The sequence below is a fragment of the Succinispira mobilis DSM 6222 genome (genome assembly GCF_000384135.1).
GTDB classification, from domain to species: domain Bacteria; phylum Bacillota; class Negativicutes; order Acidaminococcales; family Succinispiraceae; genus Succinispira; species Succinispira mobilis.
In genome coordinates, this window is the sequence record NZ_KB913028.1 from 821,121 (window position 1) to 835,872 (window position 14,752).

19 protein-coding genes are annotated in these 14,752 nt (G+C 35.3%); all 19 read left to right on the plus strand.

What is annotated here, in order from left to right:
* The first annotated feature begins 5 nt into the window (after positions 1–5).
* The gene (locus SUCMO_RS0103925; protein ID WP_019879203.1) at positions 6–2,066 is read left to right on the plus strand and encodes a chemotaxis protein CheA; all 2,061 of its coding nucleotides are present in this window, start codon (positions 6–8) and stop codon (positions 2,064–2,066) included.
* An 18-nt stretch (positions 2,067–2,084) separates the two neighbouring features.
* Entirely contained in the window at positions 2,085–2,549 is a 465-nt protein-coding gene (locus SUCMO_RS0103930) for a chemotaxis protein CheW (RefSeq protein ID WP_019879205.1), read from the plus strand.
* A 46-nt stretch (positions 2,550–2,595) separates the two neighbouring features.
* Positions 2,596–3,234 (plus strand): chemotaxis protein CheC, encoded by a 639-nt coding sequence (locus SUCMO_RS0103935; protein WP_019879207.1) that lies wholly within the window; start codon positions 2,596–2,598, stop codon positions 3,232–3,234.
* Positions 3,218–3,706 carry a chemotaxis protein CheD gene (locus SUCMO_RS0103940; RefSeq protein WP_019879208.1) on the plus strand — a complete coding sequence of 163 codons (489 nt, stop codon included), beginning with the start codon at positions 3,218–3,220 and terminating at the stop codon, positions 3,704–3,706. Before SUCMO_RS0103935 ends, SUCMO_RS0103940 begins: the two co-directional genes overlap by 17 nt.
* Before the next feature lies 1 nt (position 3,707).
* Complete coding sequence (locus SUCMO_RS0103945; RefSeq protein ID WP_019879209.1) at positions 3,708–4,070, plus strand: hypothetical protein; 363 nt, start codon at positions 3,708–3,710, stop codon at positions 4,068–4,070.
* Positions 4,071–4,091: 21 nt separating this feature from the next.
* Positions 4,092–4,820 (plus strand): FliA/WhiG family RNA polymerase sigma factor, encoded by a 729-nt coding sequence (locus SUCMO_RS0103950; protein WP_019879210.1) that lies wholly within the window; start codon positions 4,092–4,094, stop codon positions 4,818–4,820.
* A 108-nt stretch (positions 4,821–4,928) separates the two neighbouring features.
* Entirely contained in the window at positions 4,929–6,533 is a 1,605-nt protein-coding gene (locus SUCMO_RS0103955; RefSeq protein ID WP_019879211.1) for a flagellar assembly protein A, read from the plus strand.
* A gap of 30 nt (positions 6,534–6,563) precedes the next feature.
* Entirely contained in the window at positions 6,564–6,890 is a 327-nt protein-coding gene (locus SUCMO_RS0103960; RefSeq protein WP_019879212.1) for a hypothetical protein, read from the plus strand.
* 15 nt (positions 6,891–6,905) lie between these two features.
* On the plus strand, positions 6,906–7,445 hold the full coding sequence (locus tag SUCMO_RS0103965; RefSeq protein WP_019879213.1) for a hypothetical protein: 540 nt from the start codon (positions 6,906–6,908) through the stop codon (positions 7,443–7,445).
* A gap of 150 nt (positions 7,446–7,595) precedes the next feature.
* Positions 7,596–8,318, plus strand: a complete 723-nt coding sequence (rpsB, locus tag SUCMO_RS0103970) for a 30S ribosomal protein S2 (protein WP_019879214.1) — start codon at positions 7,596–7,598, stop codon at positions 8,316–8,318.
* Between the two features lie 48 nt (positions 8,319–8,366).
* Positions 8,367–9,011 (plus strand): translation elongation factor Ts, encoded by a 645-nt coding sequence (tsf, locus tag SUCMO_RS0103975; protein WP_019879216.1) that lies wholly within the window; start codon positions 8,367–8,369, stop codon positions 9,009–9,011.
* Positions 9,012–9,123: 112 nt separating this feature from the next.
* Entirely contained in the window at positions 9,124–9,840 is a 717-nt protein-coding gene (gene pyrH / locus SUCMO_RS0103980) for a UMP kinase (RefSeq protein WP_019879217.1), read from the plus strand.
* 1 nt (position 9,841) lies between these two features.
* Positions 9,842–10,402 carry a ribosome recycling factor gene (gene frr / locus SUCMO_RS0103985; RefSeq protein WP_019879218.1) on the plus strand — a complete coding sequence of 187 codons (561 nt, stop codon included), beginning with the start codon at positions 9,842–9,844 and terminating at the stop codon, positions 10,400–10,402.
* Between the two features lie 3 nt (positions 10,403–10,405).
* On the plus strand, positions 10,406–10,636 hold the full coding sequence (locus SUCMO_RS0103990) for a hypothetical protein (protein ID WP_019879219.1): 231 nt from the start codon (positions 10,406–10,408) through the stop codon (positions 10,634–10,636).
* Entirely contained in the window at positions 10,626–10,796 is a 171-nt protein-coding gene (locus SUCMO_RS0103995; protein WP_019879220.1) for a DUF362 domain-containing protein, read from the plus strand. Before SUCMO_RS0103990 ends, SUCMO_RS0103995 begins: the two co-directional genes overlap by 11 nt.
* Positions 10,797–10,872: 76 nt before the next feature.
* Positions 10,873–11,673 carry an undecaprenyl pyrophosphate synthase gene (locus SUCMO_RS0104000; RefSeq protein ID WP_019879221.1) on the plus strand — a complete coding sequence of 267 codons (801 nt, stop codon included), beginning with the start codon at positions 10,873–10,875 and terminating at the stop codon, positions 11,671–11,673.
* Between the two features lie 23 nt (positions 11,674–11,696).
* Positions 11,697–12,515, plus strand: a complete 819-nt coding sequence (locus SUCMO_RS0104005) for a phosphatidate cytidylyltransferase (RefSeq protein WP_019879222.1) — start codon at positions 11,697–11,699, stop codon at positions 12,513–12,515.
* Between the two features lie 30 nt (positions 12,516–12,545).
* Entirely contained in the window at positions 12,546–13,703 is a 1,158-nt protein-coding gene (locus tag SUCMO_RS0104010) for a 1-deoxy-D-xylulose-5-phosphate reductoisomerase (protein ID WP_019879223.1), read from the plus strand.
* A 13-nt stretch (positions 13,704–13,716) separates the two neighbouring features.
* Positions 13,717–14,751 carry an RIP metalloprotease RseP gene (gene rseP, locus SUCMO_RS0104015; RefSeq protein ID WP_019879224.1) on the plus strand — a complete coding sequence of 345 codons (1,035 nt, stop codon included), beginning with the start codon at positions 13,717–13,719 and terminating at the stop codon, positions 14,749–14,751.
* The last annotated feature ends 1 nt before the right edge of the window (position 14,752 follow it).

Genomic DNA, 14,752 nt, shown 5'->3' on the forward strand with positions numbered 1-14,752 from the left:
TAGATATGGATTTAGATCAATATATGGGTATGTTTATGGATGAAGCAAAGGAACATTTACAAGTTTTAAATGAATGTTTGTTGCGATTAGAAGCTAACCCCAATGAAAAATCAAGCCTGGATGAAATTTTCAGAAGTGCACACACCTTAAAAGGGATGTCAGCAACAATGGGCTTTCATAGTGTAGCTGAACTAACACATGAAATGGAAGATGTATTAGATAAGTTGCGTAAAGATACGCTGGAAGTTAACGAAGATATTGTTAATATTTTGTTTGCTTGCGTAGATTCTTTAGAAAAAATGGTGGAAGATATTTCTAATAGTGGTGGTGCTGAGTTCGATATTAAACCAATGATTGCAAGACTACAAAATATTTCACAAGGAAAATCAGGGATTGTGTCTGCGCCTAAAATTCAAGAAGCTAAACCTAAGACTGTGGTAGTTGAAGAATCGGCTTCGGATTTAAATATTGATTTCGGATTAGAAGAGCAGGAAGAACATGCTATTTATACAGCGCAAGAAGAAGGGCTGAATGTATTTGCTTTGGAAGTGGTTTTGGTAGAAGGCTGTATCTTGAAAGCAGCTAGAACATATATGGTAATGACGCAATTAGAAAACAATGGGGATGTTATTAAAACAATTCCTAGTGTTCAAGATTTAGAAAATGAAAACTTTGAACATAGTTTTGCGGTGTTATTTGTAACGACTAAATCTTTAGAAGAGATAATTAAGAAGATAAAAGAAATTTCTGAGATTGCAGAAGTTAATGGCAGTAACTATGTGCTTGCAGAACAGGAAAATGTTTTAGGGCATATTGAAAATACACCGCCAGAAGTTACTCAAAAAGCGGAAAAAACAGAAACTAAAGAAAATGGTGGGAATACCAATGTCGATAAAAATAACGACAAGAAGTCTAAGGGTTCACAATCAGTACGGGTTGATATTGAAAGATTGGACGATTTATTAAACCTTGTGGGTGAGTTAGTTATTAATAAAACGCGCTTAGCTCAAATAGGGTTAAATAATAAACTAACAGAGTTAGTAGAGACAATCGAACAAATGGAACGGGTTACTACCGATTTACAAAATGTTGTAATGAAAGTACGGATGGTACCGGTAAGTCAAGTGTTCAATCGTTTTCCACGAATGGTGCGAGATTTGGCTCGAGAAATACATAAAGACATAAATCTGGTTATTACCGGTGAAGAGACAGAGTTAGATCGAACTGTAATTGATGAAATAGGTGATCCGTTGGTACATTTGCTTAGAAATTCCATTGACCATGGAATTGAGTTGCCAGAAGAACGTGAAGCGGCTGGGAAATCGCCTACTGGACAGGTTAGTTTAATTGCACGTTATGAGGGTAATAATGTAATTATTGAAGTTGTTGACGATGGACATGGAATAGATGCGAATAGAATTAGACGCAAAGCAGTGGAAAAAAATGTCTTAACCCAACAAGAGGTAGATAAGCTAGATGATAATGAAGCACTACGATTGATTTTTTTACCAGGATTTTCAACTGCGGAGAAAGTTACAGATATCTCAGGGCGTGGGGTTGGCATGGATGCAGTGCGTAATAAAATTGAATCCTTAGGTGGAAATATTGACTTAGAAACTACTTTAGGTAAGGGCAGTAAATTTAAAATTCGCTTACCACTAACTTTGGCAATCACGCAAGCTTTGATGATTGGCGTTGCTGAGGAAATTTATGCAATTCCATTAGGCGCAATTGATAGTACAATTAATATTACCGAAGAAAGTATTAAAACCGTAAGGAATAAAGAAGTTATTTTGCTAAGAGGGGAAATTATTCCGATTGTGCGTTTAGACAAAGCCTTAAATATACCGCGCACAGAAGCTTTTGAACAAGAAGAAATTTTTGTAGTTATTGTTCACGTGGGCACTCAAAAAATTGGTATTATTGTTGACGGCTTAATTGGACAACAAGAGATTGTAATTAAGTCTTTGGGCAAACTAATGAACGGAATTAAAATCATTGCTGGTGCAACAATTTTAGGTAATGGTAGAGTTTCTTTGATTATTGATGTAGCTTCTTTAGCTTAAAATTTGGAGGTGAATTATATGCAAGACAATATGCACGATATGGATAGTGAATATAATTTAAATGAAATTCAGTTGGTAGTATTTAAGTTGGCTTCAGAGTTTTATGCGGTTGATATTTTAAAAGTCAAAGAGATAAAATTAATGACTAATATAACTAGAGTGCCACATTCACCAGATTACTATAAAGGGGTAATAAATTTAAGAGGGAGCGTTTTTCCTGTAATTGATCTAAAAAAACGCCTGAATTTACCCGATAACGAATATACTGATGAAACTAGAATTATCATGGTAAGAATTGAAGACACTTTTGTGGGCATTATAGTTGATTCTGTTGTGGAAGTGACAACAGTTGATGAAAAAGTTATTGAACCTATACAAACGGGCAATAGCGAAGTAAACAATAAATATTTATCAGGCGTTGCAAAGCACAATGAAGAATTGCTGATTTTGCTAAATATTGAAGCGATAGCGGAAATTGAGTAAATAAGCAATCAATTTGCCTAGCAAATGTTAGGAAGGGGATAGACTTTTGGGGGATGTCAATCAATTATCAGCAAAACGGCTCGATACTTTGGGAGAAATCGTGAATATTGGTTCGGGAAATGCAGCTACGGCAATGTCACAACTATTAAATAAAAAAGTTGAAATGAGCCTACCGCATGTTGAGGTTTGCCCGCTTACCGAAATAGGCGAGATTTATGGGAATTCAGAGAGTATTGTCGTGGCAGTATATTTCCGATTGTTTGGAGAAATTCCTGGAGGAATACTGTTTGTTTTGCCAGTAGAAAGTACAGATTATTTGGTTAAGTTATTGATTGCGGGTTATGATAGTTTGTCAGAATATGCAGATGATGAGCTTGTAAAATCTTCGGCAATTATGGAGATTGGAAATATTTTGACAGGTGCGTACCTAAATGCTATACATATGATGACGGATAAAAGCTTACATCCGTCTACTCCTTCTTATGCGGTAGATATGTTTGGCGCAATATTAAGTAGTTTATTGTTTGATATTGGTAATGATAGTGATTACGCCTTGTTAATGGATACCTCTTTCACTGTAGGCGAAGAAGATATCAAGAGTAATTTGTTTTTAATTCCTGATGCAGGAGCATTAGATAGTCTATTTCAAGCGATTGAGGTGAAATATTGTGCCAGAATTGATTAAAGTTGGAATGGCAGACTATCAAGTTTCTAAAGCAGGTACGGGTGGAATAATAACTTATGGACTAGGTTCATGCGTAGCTATTGCGATGTATGACACAAGTACAAAAATTGGTGGCTTAGCACATATTATGTTGCCAGATAGTACTCAGGCGAGAAGTGTAGAAAATTTAGCGAAATTTGCAGATACTGCGATTAAGTTGATGTTAGAAGACATGTTGAAGCTTGGGGCTAATAAATCAAGATTATGGGCTAAAATTGCGGGTGGTTCACAAATGTTCTCCTTTGACAAAATGAGTGAAGTTATGAAAATTGGTGAACGCAATGCGGTAAGTACGCGCAATGTTTTGAAAGAATTAGGTGTAAAAATAATTGCGGACGATACTGGTGGCAACTATGGCCGTACCGTGGAACTTTGTCTGGATAATGGTATATTTAAAATACGGACAATGAATAAGGGAGAAAAGGAAATATAAAATGCTATTACAAAAGTATAGAGTGATGTTGCCGACTGTACTTGCTAGCGTAGCAATTATATTGACTGTGGGGTTTGCTGTACTGTTTGGAAACATAAAATTATCAACAGTTTTGTTGCGGGCAACAATTTCTGGAATTTTATTTACAGGATTTGGCATGGCTTTAGTTAAAATTTTTGAACCACATATCGTAAAGTATCTTGAAGCCTTAAAACCTGAAAATACTGATGAACAGATGGAGTTGCAAGATCAGCAAAATACTGTAACTGGCAATCAAGTTAATATTATTTCTGAGGCAGATGAACAAGATTTTCAACCTTTAAGTGCTGGAGATTTTGAAAGCATTAATGTTAAGGAAAAATAAAAATCATCGGAGATACTATAAATGAGTGGTAAAACTGAGGGTTTATGGCTAGAGTTTATTAAAACTCGAGATTCGAAATTGAGAGATAAGTTGATTGAAATATATATGCCATTGGTTAAGATTATTGCCAATAAACTGAGTATTTCTCTGCCAGCCTATGTTGACCGAGATGATTGTATCAGTGATGGGTATATTGGTTTAATTCAAGCGGTGGATCGCTTTGATCCTAGCTTAGGGTATAAATTTGAAACTTTTGCTAGTATTAGAATCAAAGGTGCAATTATTGATTCTTTGCGGGCAAAAGATTGGCTGCCGACGATAGTAAGGCAAAAAGTAAAAAAATATCATCAAACTGTTTTTGATTTAGAGTGCAAATTAGGTCGCAGTGTGAGCGAACAAGAAGTAGCTAAAGCCTTGGATATCTCTAATGAAGAATTTACATCTTTGTTAAAACAAGTACAAGTTGCTAATGTTTTGTCGTTAGAAGAGTTCTCGCGTATTTGTGATTTGCAGATTGACAATATTTCTGAGCGCTTAGAACGACAAGAATTAGTAAAGGACTTAGCTAAGGTAATTGAAACTTTATCAGAAAAAGAAAAACTTGTAATTTCATTATATTATTATGAAGAGCTAACTTTGAAAGAAATTAGTTATATTATGAAATTATCTGAAGCGAGGATTTCGCAAATTCATACTAAAGCAGTGTTTACTATTCGGGGGAAGTTACTAAATTTGTTAGATAAGCAATAATTTTTTAGACGGTTTTATGGAGATAAATATATTTTAGTATTTAAGAAAGGGGATATATGCAAAACTTGCAAGTGAATTTAGTGAGTATTTGCATAATACAAAGCGGCTATGAATAAAGAAATAATTAGCATAGAAGATCAAGAAGCTGTTATTGAAGTGTACTTTGAAGAAGATGGTGCTTATGTAAAACTTAATGCGGCAATAAATAATAAAGGTGCCGCATATAATAAAGTTATTGAACTTTTGCAGGAGAAAAATTTTAAAGACGTAGAGCTTGATAAATTGCTGAATTTACTAGATGCTAGTGATGCTCAAGAAAAAACTTTAATTGCGACAAATCCCATAATCCCCGAACCCAAACTAATAATAAATGTTTCTCCAGACAGACTAACAGCTTATCTAACTATTATCGTCGAAAAGGGTGCGCGGTCAGTAACCAAAGAGGATATTGCTGTAGCTTTGGAAAAAGCAAAAATTAGCTATGGAATTGTTCAAGAACTAGTAAATGAACCAGATAAAATTCCTTTAGGTGAACAAGTTTTAATTGCTCAAGGACAGGCTGGGTCTAAGCCCAAAGATGCGGAATTGAAGATTTACTTTAATACAGATGAACTAGGCCGACCTAAAAAACTTGAAGATGGTCGGGTGGATTATCGTGATTTGAATTTGTTTATTCAAGTTAAACAAGATGAAGTTTTAGCTGAAAAAATACCGGCCGAATTAGGTGTAGAATCAATAGATGTGCGTGGTGCAGTATCTAAGGTTGCAAATCCAAAAGACTTTATGCTAAAAGCTGGTAGCAATGTAAGAATTGAAAATAATAAAGTGTTGGCAAACTGTGCAGGACAGGTTATTTATAAAAATAATGTGTTTAGTGTAGTGCAACATATCGAAATAAAAAGTGATATTGGGCCAGCTACTGGCAATATCACTGTTGATGTTAATGTTACTATTAAAGGAAGTGTTTTGACAGGTTATTTTGTGAAAACTATCGGCGATGTTTTGGTTGAAGGTGGGGTTCAAGGCGGTTCAGTACAAGCAAATAATCTAGTAGTAATGCGGGGAATTCAAGGTAGCGGAGACAATAAGATAATATCTAGTGGCAATATAACTACGCTGTTTGTGGAGAATGCGGATATTCAAGTAAGTGGTGATTTATTGGTATATGATAGTGTTTTAAATAGTAATATCAAAGCGGGGGGAAGCATTTTAATAGGTGAACGGGGTAAAGGTATTGTTTCAGGTGGCAATATCATGGCAGGAGAAACAGTAGCTGCGAAGGTTATTGGCAATGTTTTTGCAACTGTTTCGAATATTGAAGTTGGCAATAATCCTCTACTAAAAATGGAATATGAAGAATTGAAAAAGCAATTGAATATAGATCAAGTAGAGTTAGATAAAATACAAAAAACATTGAAATTTTTGCAAGATATTGATGTTAGCAGTTTACCTAAAGAAAAACGCGAGACATTTTTTAAATTGACGCGGAATCAATTTAAACTTTTAGGCGAAATTGAAAAGTCAAAAAGTCGAATAATTGAAATTGAGGCAACACTAAATAATTCTAAAAAGGGTAGTATAAAGGTACAAAATATGTTGTATCCTGGAGTAAAAATTATTGTTGGCACAACGATTTTTAAAGTTAATGAGCCCTTAACTTACGTTACTTTAAGAGAGCAAGAAAAAGAAATTAGTATATCTCCTTATAGCTAGAACTATCAATAGTAAAAGGCTGGTGATGAGATGAATATAAGGCCCATAGATTTGCAAATATTAGTTACTCAGGCAACAGAAATTGCTAAAGTGCAAGCGCAAGATAACAGCCAGTTAGCAAACCAACAACTAGCATTTAATGACCAACTTCATAAAGAAATGGAAGCTAAACGCAAAAAAGTTGGGGGCACAGAAAAAACTGAAGGTAAAGTAATTGTTGCTGATGCAAAGACCCCTGAGTCTAATATTGGGAAGAAAAATGTCAAGAAAAAAAATAAAAAAGAAGCAACAAAAAAACAGGAAAAAAAGCAAAGTGCAGATGGCTTAAGAGGGACGAATATTGACATATCTTCTTAAAGCTAGGAGAGAAAAATGTATTGGTTATTTGGTTTAATTTTAGGGGTTTGTGTAATCATAATTTTTGTTTATAAAAGACGAGCAAGGAATGCTAGCCTATTAGTTAATTATGAACAACGGATTAAGCAATTGGAAATTAATTTCCAAGAAGTTTCACAGGCGGCCGTAGAGAATATGGAAGTAAGTACGGCAGAGTTGACGGAACTGTTAGATAGTGCTAACCTCGCCCTTAGTGAATTGCGTTTGGAAATTCAGAAGGCTGAAAAAATAATATATCAAGCAAGAATAGCTGGGGAAAATAAAAATTCTCTGGGAGAAAAGCTGGAAAAACAATCAACTTTGGATACTTTAGAGCAAACAGCCGAACCAACAACCGCTTTTGCTAATATTTTAGCAAAAGAAAATATCTCAGAAGATATTTTTCAACAAGAGCCACGATATCAAAAAATTAGCAATTTATTGGCGACAGGGGTATCTGAACAAGAAATTGCTCAAACCTTGGGTGTTGGATATGCAGAGATTAACTTAGTAAAATATTTAAAAGAAAAAACCTAGATGTTTCAAAATTAACACTTGAAGCATCTAGGTTTTTATGCTAAAATTAGGTTTAGTGTAAAATACACACGCAAAAGGATTGACAAGCTGTGCTGTGAAGTTTCTTGTTGAGTTGAGTTTTGCGGAGGGAAAAAACAGGAGGGTTTTAAAATGGCAATTATTTCCATGAAACAATTATTAGAAGCAGGGGTTCATTTCGGTCATCAAACAAGACGTTGGAACCCAAAAATGAAAACTTATATTTTTACTGAGCGTAATGGTATTTATATCATTGACCTACAAAAAACAGTAAAAAAAGTAGAAGAAGCATACAACTTTGTGCGCGATGTAGCGATGAGTGGTGAAAAAATTCTATTTGTTGGTACTAAAAAACAAGCTCAAGAGGCAATGAAAGAAGAAGCACTTCGTTCAAATATGTTTTTCGTAAATGAAAGATGGTTGGGCGGGATGTTGACAAACTTCCAAACTATTCAAAAACGAATTGATCGTTTACGCGACCTAGAAAGAATGGAAGCAGATGGTACTTTTGACGTATTGCCTAAAAAAGAAGTATTGTCTTTGCGTCATGAAATGGATCGTCTAGATAAATTCTTAGGCGGTATTAAAGATATGAAAGGTCTTCCAGGCGCATTGTTTGTTGTAGACCCACGTAAAGAGCGCATTGCTATACTTGAAGCACGCAAACTAGGAATTCCAGTTGTAGCTATTATCGATACTAACTGTGATCCTGATGAAGTTGATTATCCAATTCCAGGTAATGATGATGCAATTCGTGCGGTAAAATTAATTGCTGCAAAAATGTGCGATGCTATTTTAGAAGGTAGACAAGGCGAACAACTAGAAGAAGCTGTTACTGAAGAAATTTCTGAGTAATTTTCGAATATATAAATAAACGCATAAAACTCTAAGGAGGATTTTTTGATGATTACAAGTGCTATGGTAAAAGAATTGCGTGAACGCTCTGGGGCGGGCATGATGGATTGTAAAAAAGCATTGACTGAAACAAACGGCGATGTTGAAAAAGCAATTGACTTTTTAAGAGAAAAAGGCTTGGCTGCGGCTGCTAAAAAAGCTAGTCGTGTTGCGGCTGAAGGTATCGTAGAAGCTTACATTCACGGAGCAGGTCGCATTGGTGTACTTTTAGAAGTAAACTGCGAAACAGACTTTGTTGCTAAAACTGAAGGTTTTAGAGGTTTAGCTAGAGATATTGCTATGCAAGTTGCTGCTAATAATCCACTTTATGTTGCTCGTGAAGAAGTAGCTGAAGAATTATTGCAACACGAACGTGATGTACTTCGTGCACAAGCTTTAAATGAAGGCAAACCAGAAAAAATCGTAGATAAAATGGTAGAAGGACGTATTGAAAAATACTATAAAGAAGTTTGCTTGTTGGAGCAACCATTTATTAAAAATCCAGATATCACAGTGAAAGAATTGATTACTGAAAGTATTGCTAAAATTGGTGAAAACATTAACGTACGTCGTTTTGTTAGATTCCAACTTGGTGATGGTATCGAAAAGCAAGAAAATGATTTTGCAGCAGAAGTAATGTCTTTCGTAAAATAAGATAAATTATGTATTAAACAAACAAGAGAACACGGTTGTGTTCTCTTGTTTGCTAAGCAGGGATAATATATAATATACTTGGTCACTTAAATGTGCAGAAAGAGGTGATAGGATGAATGAATTTAAAAGAGTTGTTATAAAGTTGAGTGGAGAAGCTTTAGCTGGCGATAAAGGTTATGGCATTGATCCTGTGGTTGTAGAAAATATTGCTAAAGAGATTAAAAAAATTAGTGAGTTAGGTTTAGAAATAGCGATAGTTAATGGTGGCGGCAATATTTGGCGTGGTTTATCTGGGAGTGCTAAAGGAATGGATAGGGCAACGGCCGATTATATGGGTATGTTAGCTACTGTTATCAATTCTTTGGCCTTACAAGATGCTTTAGAAAATCAAGGTGTAAATACTCGAGTGCAGACGGCAATTGAAATGCGTCAAGTTGCAGAACCGTATATTAGAAGAAAAGCAATTAGACATATGGAAAAAGGCCGAGTAGTTATTTTTGCTTCAGGTACAGGAAATCCTTATTTTTCAACAGACACAACAGCGGCTTTACGGGCAGCTGAAATTGAAGCAGATGCTATCTTAATGGGTAAGCAAAATGTTGATGGAGTATATGATTCTGATCCTAAAATTAATGCTGCGGCAATTAAATTTGATTGTTTACAATACATCGAAGTTATTCAACGTGGCTTAGGTATTATGGATTCTACAGCAATTAGCTTGTGCATGGATAATAATATTCCGATTATTGTTTTTAATATTGATGATCCTGAAAACATTTATCGCGTGGCCAAAGGGGAAAAAATTGGCACGATTGTAGGAGGAAAATAGAATGAGTGTAGCAGAAATTAGAACTAACCATGAAAATAAAATGAAAAAAGCATTAGATGTTTTAAAACATGATTTAGCGAGTGTTAGAGCTGGTAGAGCCAATCCATCTATTTTAGAAAAAGTAATGGTTGACTATTATGGTACTCCTACTGCAGTAAATCAACTTGCTAATGTCACTGTGCCTGAACCAAGAATGATTGTAATTCAACCTTGGGAAAAAAACTTGTTGAAAGATATTGAAAAAGCAATTATGAAATCTGATTTAGGTTTAAACCCTAATAACGATGGTTCGGTAATTCGTTTGAATATTCCACAGTTAACAGAACAAAGAAGACAAGAAATAGTAAAAAGCGTTAGTAAAAAAGTAGAAGATTCTAAAGTTGCGATAAGAAATATTCGCAGAGATGCAAATGATTGCATTAAAAAGTTAGAAAAAGACAAAGAAATAGCTCAAGATGAAAGCAAAAAAGCACAAGAAGATATGCAAAAATTAACGGATAAATATATAAAAATAGCTGATGAAATTTATCAATTAAAAGAAAAAGAAATAGTAGAGGTTTAACTTTTGAATGAGATAATTGATTTATTAGGCTATCCGTTAGAAGACGCTCTAGCTCTATTGGAAAAAAAACAGTTACAATATATTCTAGTTGAAACCAAGTCCCCTTTTGTGTATAATGAAGGTGACTTTATAGAGAGAAAGTTTGTTGTGAAACAAGAACTCTCGGAGGAAGTGTGTACCCTTTACTTTGTAAATAAACGTTGTTTGAAGGGAGGTGTAGAAGATGGCTTATAAAATTACAGAAGAGTGTGTTGCTTGCGGTTCTTGTGCAGCAACTTGTCCAGTAGGAGCTATTGCCGAAGGTTCTCCAATTTATGTAATCAGTGAAGAAGCGTGTGTTGAATGTGGTGCGTGCGCGTCTGTTTGTCCAGTAAGCGCAATCGTTGCTCCTTAATATGCTAATTAGCATAAGACCCCCTCTGTGTTTTATAGAGGGGGGTTTTTATTAGTACAGATGATGTGGAGGTTTTATGTTAAAGAGATTTTTTTCACGTAAGCCAAAAGAAACAATAATTTTGGATAATAAAATCGATCTGAACAATGAATATTCGGCGATGAAAATCGCCTTAGATAGATTGCCGCAACATGTTGCCATAATTATGGATGGCAATGGTCGCTGGGCTAAACAACAAGGTAAACCTAGAACTTATGGACATTATGTTGGCGCTGAAACTTTGCGTAAAATTGTTAAAATTGCGCAGAAACTAAATATAAAGGCTTTGACCGCTTATGCGTTCTCTACAGAAAATTGGAAAAGACCGCAGTTAGAAGTTGATATTTTAATGGGATTGTTGGATAAATATCTGACAGAAGAGATTGAGGAATTTAATCGCAATAATATAAAAGTTGTTTTTAGTGGTAACATTACAGGCTTGTCCAGCAAATTACAAGCTAAGGTTCAAAATACCTTACGAGATACAGCTGAAAATACGGGCTTGGTTTTAAATTTAGCAATAAATTACGGCGGTCGCGCGGAGATATTAGCTGCCGTAAAAAAAGTTGTAGTGGATACACAGGCTGGGCAACTAGATATTAATAATTTGACAGAAGAAAAATTTGCTAAATATTTATATACAGAAAATTTGCCAGACGTTGACCTATTAATTAGACCAGGTGGTGATATGCGCATAAGTAATTTTTTGCTTTGGCAAATTGCTTATGCGGAAATTTGGTTAACAGATAAGTATTGGCCAGAGTTTACAGCGGAATTGTTTATACAAGCAATTCAAGATTTTCAAAAACGCGATCGCCGCTTTGGCGGTCTAAAATAAATTTAGAATAGCAGGTGAAAAAAGTGCTTAAACGTATTTTAACAGCGCTGATCGGAATTCCAATTGTAGCAGGAGCGATTGTACAAGGGGGAGCACTTTTTGCTTTATTAGCAATGATTTTGTCGATGGGTGCTTGGATAGAATTAAAAAAGATGTTGGAAAAAAATGAAATTAAGCTCTTGCCAGTAGGTTTAGGTGCGAATATGATCGTTTTATTTGTAACTTGGCAATTTGGGTTGCAAGGGTTAGCCGCTGGGATTACAGTAACTTTCCTTAGTTTGTTTGTGGCCACTTTATCTTTACATAAAGATCCTGCTTGGTTTGAAAAAATCAATTATACTTTTTGGGGATTTTTTTATACGGGAGTTTTGCCGGCCCATTTTATTTTATTAAGAGAATTTTTGCCGAATTTTATTTTGACAACTAGTTATGGTAATTATACTTTTGGCGAATTAGTGTTATGGTTGGTGCTATTGGGAACTTGGGCTAGCGATACCTTTGCTTATTTTTTCGGGATAACTTTGGGCAAACATAAAATGTGTCCAACTATTAGTCCCAAAAAATCTTGGGAAGGCGCAGTTGCAGGTTTTATTGGTTGTTTAGCAACTATTGTTTATTTGGGAAATAATTTTTTGCAAATGCAGTACCAATTGTTAATTGCTATTGGCTTAATAGTGGCTTTTTTTGCGCCTATTGGTGATTTACTGGAATCTGTTTTAAAACGTAAGTTGCAGGTAAAAGACTCAGGTAATTTTTTCCCAGGACATGGTGGAATTTTAGACCGTTTGGATAGTTTAATTATTGTTTTGCCGTTGATATATTATTTGGTTTTGTTAGCATAAATTGCAATAGTTTAATAGGGATGTGTAAAATTGAAAAAATTAGCGATATTGGGAAGCACAGGTTCTATTGGTCGACAAAGTTTAGAAGTGGTTAGAGCCAATAAAGAATTATTTAGCATAACAGCTTTAGCAGCGGGTTCAAATGTAAATCTGCTGGAAGAACAAATGGCGGAATTCTGCCCTAGGAAGGTAGTGATAGCTGATAAACAGGTTGGTGAACAATTTAGAGCTAATTATTCAGGTAATTGCCAAATATTAATCGGGGAAGAATATTTAGAGGAGCTGGCTACCGAACCAGAAGTAGATGTAGTGCTTACTTCAGTTGTTGGTTTTACTGGTTTAAAACCAACACTTGCAGCGATAAAAGCTGGCAAAACAATTGCTTTAGCTAACAAGGAAACTCTAGTAGCAGCAGGTGAATTAGTTACCAACTTAGCTAAAAAACATCAAGTAGCTATTTTGCCAGTCGATAGTGAGCATAGTGCTATTTTACAAAGTATGCAGGGACAAGATTTGACGGCAATACATAGAATTATTCTTACAGCTTCAGGGGGGCCTTTTAGGACTAAAACGGCGCAAGAACTTGAAAAAGTTACGATTGCGGATTGTCTAAAACATCCTAATTGGAGCATGGGGCGTAAAATCACGGTAGATTCTGCGAGTTTGGCAAATAAAGGGCTAGAGGTTATTGAAGCAAGGTGGTTATTTGCTTTAGATTATGATAAAATTGATGTTGTTGTTCATCCTCAAAGTATTGTTCATTCTATGGTTGAGTATGTTGATGGTGCAGTGATAGCCCAACTTGGAATTCCGGATATGAAATTGCCCATTCAATATGCCCTTACTTATCCTAAAAGATTGGTTGCTGGATTTGGGCGCTTGGATTTTTTGAAGTATAGCAATTTAACCTTTGAAGAGCCTAATCTAGGATTATTTCCTTGTTTAGATTTAGCTTATCAAGCTGGGAAAGCCGATGGCGTTATGCCTTGCGTATTCAACGCTGCCAATGAAATAGCTGTAGAGAACTTTTTAGCGGGGAAAATAAATTTTGTGCAAATACCTCGAGTGATCGAAGCTGTATTATCACAACAAGAGAATATTCACGATTATACATTTACAGATATTTTGCAAGTTGATGCAACTAGTCGAAAACTGGCAACTGAATATATAAAAAAATCTAGATTATAGAGTGGAGGTTAATTTGATTACATTATTAGCAACAATTTTTGTTTTTGGATTATTGGTTTTTGTTCATGAATTAGGGCATTTTTTAGCAGCTAAGGCCACGGGCATGAAGGTTGAGGAATTTGCTATTGGTTTTGGTCCAGTCCTATATCAACAACGTGATGGAGAAACATTATATTCCCTACGATTAATTCCGTTGGGGGGGTTTAATAAAATAGAAGGCATGAGTGAAGAAGAGGCAACGGACGAACGTTCTTTTGCTAATAAACCGATTTTAGCAAGAATGTTTGTAATTGCAGCTGGTTCAGCTATGAATTTTATTTTACCGATTCTATTACTTTTTGTGGTATTTATGTCGAGTGGTTACGAAAAGCCATTAGAACAACCGATAATTGGGAAAGTTGTACAAAATGCTCCAGCGGCACAAGCGGGATTGCAAGCCGGAGATAAAGTTATAAGAATTAATGAGAAAAGTATTAATAGTTGGCAAGAATTGGTACTGAGTTTAAACACAAATCCTAGCAATAAGAGCTTGGAGTTTACAGTTGTTAGTCAAGGTCAAGAACGTACTGTGAAATTATTGCCTAAGTATGATGAGAAAAGTAGACGAAATCTTATTGGGATTATGCAAGCTACAGAGCTAATTAAGCCTGGTATTGGTGAGGCGGCTGTAATGTCAGTAGAAAGAACTTACAAAGTGGCTATCGGCATGGTAGACGGGTTATTTAGTATGTTAAGAGGTAAAACAGAAGCAGAATTAGCAGGCCCAATTGGGGTTGCCCAGATGGCTGGTGATATTGCTCGCCTTGGGATTATTCCTTTACTAACATTTGCAGCCTTGTTGAGTATTAATTTGGGTGTAATAAATTTATTGCCCATTCCAGTACTAGATGGTGGTCATTTAGTAAATCTTTTAATTGAAGCCGTAAGAGGAAAAGCGCTTAGTGGCAAAGTATTGTATATTACACAAATGATTGGATTTGCTATTTTAATGGCGATAATGCTGTTAGCAACTTCTAAAGATATCGGTAAATTTAACATATTTGGTTAGG

Excerpts from the sequence above, each read along its gene's own strand:
- SUCMO_RS0103925 (WP_019879203.1), top strand. The coding sequence starts at position 6 with ATGGATTTAGATCAATATATGGGTATGTTTATGGATGAAGCAAAGGAA.
- SUCMO_RS0103930 (WP_019879205.1), top strand. The coding sequence starts at position 2,085 with ATGCAAGACAATATGCACGATATGGATAGTGAATATAATTTAAATGAA.
- SUCMO_RS0103945 (WP_019879209.1), top strand. The coding sequence starts at position 3,708 with ATGCTATTACAAAAGTATAGAGTGATGTTGCCGACTGTACTTGCTAGC.
- SUCMO_RS0103950 (WP_019879210.1), top strand. The coding sequence starts at position 4,092 with ATGAGTGGTAAAACTGAGGGTTTATGGCTAGAGTTTATTAAAACTCGA.
- SUCMO_RS0103955 (WP_019879211.1), top strand. The coding sequence starts at position 4,929 with ATGAATAAAGAAATAATTAGCATAGAAGATCAAGAAGCTGTTATTGAA.
- SUCMO_RS0103960 (WP_019879212.1), top strand. The coding sequence starts at position 6,564 with ATGAATATAAGGCCCATAGATTTGCAAATATTAGTTACTCAGGCAACA.
- SUCMO_RS0103965 (WP_019879213.1), top strand. The coding sequence starts at position 6,906 with ATGTATTGGTTATTTGGTTTAATTTTAGGGGTTTGTGTAATCATAATT.
- rpsB (WP_019879214.1), top strand. The coding sequence starts at position 7,596 with ATGGCAATTATTTCCATGAAACAATTATTAGAAGCAGGGGTTCATTTC.
- tsf (WP_019879216.1), top strand. The coding sequence starts at position 8,367 with ATGATTACAAGTGCTATGGTAAAAGAATTGCGTGAACGCTCTGGGGCG.
- pyrH (WP_019879217.1), top strand. The coding sequence starts at position 9,124 with ATGAATGAATTTAAAAGAGTTGTTATAAAGTTGAGTGGAGAAGCTTTA.
- frr (WP_019879218.1), top strand. The coding sequence starts at position 9,842 with ATGAGTGTAGCAGAAATTAGAACTAACCATGAAAATAAAATGAAAAAA.
- SUCMO_RS0103995 (WP_019879220.1), top strand. The coding sequence starts at position 10,626 with ATGGCTTATAAAATTACAGAAGAGTGTGTTGCTTGCGGTTCTTGTGCA.
- SUCMO_RS0104000 (WP_019879221.1), top strand. The coding sequence starts at position 10,873 with ATGTTAAAGAGATTTTTTTCACGTAAGCCAAAAGAAACAATAATTTTG.